This window comes from Arthrobacter sp. JCM 19049 (genome assembly GCF_001310435.1).
Window position 1 is genome coordinate 1 of the sequence record NZ_BAXF01000243.1, and the last position, 3271, is coordinate 3271.

At 68.2% G+C, this 3271-nt stretch carries 2 protein-coding genes and 2 pseudogenes; all 4 read left to right on the forward strand.

What is annotated here, in order from left to right:
- Window positions 1-53: 53 nt before the first annotated feature.
- Window positions 54-454, forward strand: a pseudogene (locus tag JCM19049_RS23450) (transketolase); the annotation flags it as partial.
- A 176-nt stretch (window positions 455-630) separates the two neighbouring features.
- Window positions 631-1638, forward strand: coding sequence for a transketolase C-terminal domain-containing protein (locus JCM19049_RS23455; protein WP_374700285.1), 1008 nt, complete (start codon window positions 631-633; stop codon window positions 1636-1638).
- Between the two features lie 15 nt (window positions 1639-1653).
- Complete coding sequence (tal, locus tag JCM19049_RS10260; RefSeq protein ID WP_054821536.1) at window positions 1654-2757, forward strand: transaldolase; 1104 nt, start codon at window positions 1654-1656, stop codon at window positions 2755-2757.
- Window positions 2758-3271: pseudogene (locus JCM19049_RS10265) on the forward strand (hypothetical protein); the annotation flags it as partial. It abuts the gene before it with no gap.

The window sequence follows — 3271 nt, forward strand, 5'->3', positions numbered from 1 at the left end:
CCGGCACCACGCCCTTTGACCACACCATCTACGTCATCGCCTCCGACGGCGACATGCAGGAGGGCGTCACCTCCGAGGCCTCCTCGCTGGCCGGACACCAGCAGCTGGGCAACCTGGTGGTGATCTACGACGACAACGAGATCTCCATCGAGGACGACACCGACATCGCTTCAGCGAGGACGTGCTCGCCCGCTACGCCGCCTACGGCTGGCACACCCAGCGGGTGGACTGGACCAAGACCGGTGACTACGTCGAGGACATGAACGAGCTGGACGCGGCGATCCGCGCGGCGAAGGCCGAAACCACCCGCCCGTCGATCATCTCGCTGCGCACCATCATCGGCTGGCCCTCGCCGACCAAGGCCAACACCGGCGGCATCCACGGCGCCAAGCTGGGCGGGGAGGAAGTCGCCGGGTTGAAGAAGGCCCTGGGCTTTGACACCGAAGCCCACTTCCATATCGCCGACGACGTGCTCGCCCACGCCCGCAAGGTCGCCGACCGCGGCGCCAGGCGCACCGTGAGTGGGACGAGAAGTTCTCCACCTGGGCCAAGTCCAACCCGCAGGACGCCGCCCTGCTTGAACGCCTGCGCGCCGGCGAGCTGCCCGAGGGTTGGGAGCAGAAGCTGCCGGTGTTCGAGGCCGGCACCTCCCTGGCCACCCGCGCCGCCTCCGGCAAGGTCATCAACTCCATCGCCGAGGTGCTGCCCGAACTCTGGGGCGGCTCTGCCGACCTGGCCGGTTCGAACAACACCACCATCAACGACGCCGCGTCCTTCGCCCCGGCCGAGCGCTCCACCGACGCCTGGGCGGCCAACCCGTACGGGCGCGTGCTGCACTTTGGCATCCGTGAGCATGCGGCCGCGGCGATCACCAACGGCATCGTGCTCGGCTCCCCGACCCGCGCCTTCAACGGTACGTTCCTGATCTTCTCGGACTACCAGCGCCCGGCCATCCGCCTGGCCGCGCTGATGGGCGTGCCCTCGATCTTCGTGTGGACCCACGACTCGATCGGCCTGGGCGAGGACGGCCCGACCCACCAGCCGGTGGAGCACCTGGCCAGCCTGCGCGCCATCCCGAACCTGGACGTGGTGCGCCCCGGCGACGCGAACGAGGTCTCCTACGCCTGGCAGGGCATGCTGCAGCTGAAGACCAACCCGGCCGGCATCGTGCTCTCCCGCCAGAACCTGGCCGTCTTCGACCGCACCGCCCCGGGCTTCCGCGGCGCCGAAGGCACCCTGAAGGGCGGCTACATCCTGGCCGAGGCAATGCGCGGGGGCGCCGAGGTCACCCCGGACGTCATCCTGATCGCCACCGGCTCCGAAGTGGAGCTGGCGGTGCAGGCCCGTGAGGAACTGGCTCAGAAGGACATTGCCGCCCGCGTGGTCTCGCTGCCGAGCAAGGAATGGTTCGCCAAGCAGGACGCCGCCTACCGCGAAGAGGTGCTGCCCGCCGCCGTCACCGCCCGCGTCTCCGTGGAGGCCGGGGTGGCCATGGGCTGGCGCGAATTCGTTGGCGCGCAGGGCGAGATCATCTCGCTGGATCACTTCGGCGCCAGCGCCGACTACAAGACGCTCTACCGCGAATTCGGGATCACCACCGGGGCCGTGGTGGCCGCCGCGGAAAAAGTTGCGAAGTAAGGAAACCATTTACCCATGAGTAATCCAAACACCCAGGCACTATCCGACGCCGGTGTCTCCATCTGGCTCGATGACCTCTCCCGTGAACGGCTCACCAGCGGTTCGCTGGCCAAGCTGATTGAGGAGAAGAACGTCACCGGCGTGACCACCAACCCCTCGATCTTCGCCGCCGCACTGTCCAACGCCGAGGTCTACGGCACCGCGATCGCCGAACACCGCGAGAAGTCGGTGGACGCGGCCATCCTGGAAATCACCAGCGATGACGTGGCCCGCGCCTGCGACCTGTTCCGTCCGGTCTACGACGCCACCGACGGGGTGGACGGACGCGTGTCCATCGAGGTGGACCCGCGCCTGGCGCACACCACCGCGGAGACCATCGCCCAGGCCAAGGCGCTGCATGAGCGTGTGGGCCGGGAGAACGTGCTGATCAAGATTCCCGCCACCCTGGCCGGGCTGGAGGCCATCAGCGAGACCATCGCCGAGGGCATCAGCGTGAACGTCACCCTGATCTTCTCCCTGGAGCGCTACCGCGAGGTCATCAACGCGTACCTGATTGGCCTGGAGAAGGCCCACGCCAAGGGCCTGGACCTGTCCAAGATCCATTCGGTCGCCTCCTTCTTCGTCTCCCGCGTGGACACCGAGATCGACAAGCGCCTGGATGCGCTGGGCACTGATGAGGCCGCCGCCGTGCGCGGGCAGGCCGGGGTGGCCAACGCCCGCCTGGCCTACCAGATCTTCGAGGAGCAGTTCTCCACCGCCCGCTTCGAGGTGCTGGCCGCCGCCGGCGCCAACGTGCAACGTCCACTGTGGGCCTCCACCGGTGTGAAGGACCCGGCCTACCCGGCCACCTTGTACGTCACCGAGCTGGTTGCCCCGCAGACCGTGAACACCATGCCGGAAAAGACGCTGGACGCCACCGCCGCCGAGGCCCAGGTGCGCCCCAACGCGATCGCCGGCAGCTACGATGCCGCCAACCGCGTGCTGGACAAGCTGGCGGCCCTGGGCATCGACTACAACCAGGTCGTGGAGCAGCTGGAGACCGAGGGCGTGAAGAAGTTCGAGGACTCCTGGAACGAACTGCTGCAGGACATGGCCGTGGCGCTCAAGGAGGCCAAGTAAATGGAACTGGGTCTGGTGACCTCCGGGGCCGCCCTGGCCTCGGTCGAGAAATACCTGCCGCGGCTGCTGGAGGATAAGATCGGCAGCCGCATCGCGGCCCAGGACCCCACCCTGTGGGGGCCCGAGGCCGAGTCCGAGGCCGCCATCCGGCTGGGCTGGACCAACCCCTTCGATACTGCCGAGGAACTGGTGCCGGCAATCCTGAACCTGCGCGACGAGCTGGTGGCCGAGGGCCTGACCCGCATTGTGCTGTGCGGGATGGGCGGCTCCTCGCTGGCCCCGGAGGTGATCACCGCGAACGACGACGTGGACCTGGTGGTGTGCGACACCACGACCCGCAGATGGTCTCCGCGATCCTCAACGAGGACCTGCAGCACACGGTGGTGGTCATCGCCTCCAAGTCCGGCTCCACCGTGGAAACCGATTCGCAGCGCCGCGCCTTCACCGCCGCCTTCCAGGCCGCCAGCATCGACCCGGCCACCCGGCTGGTGCTGGTCACCGACCCGGGCTCGCC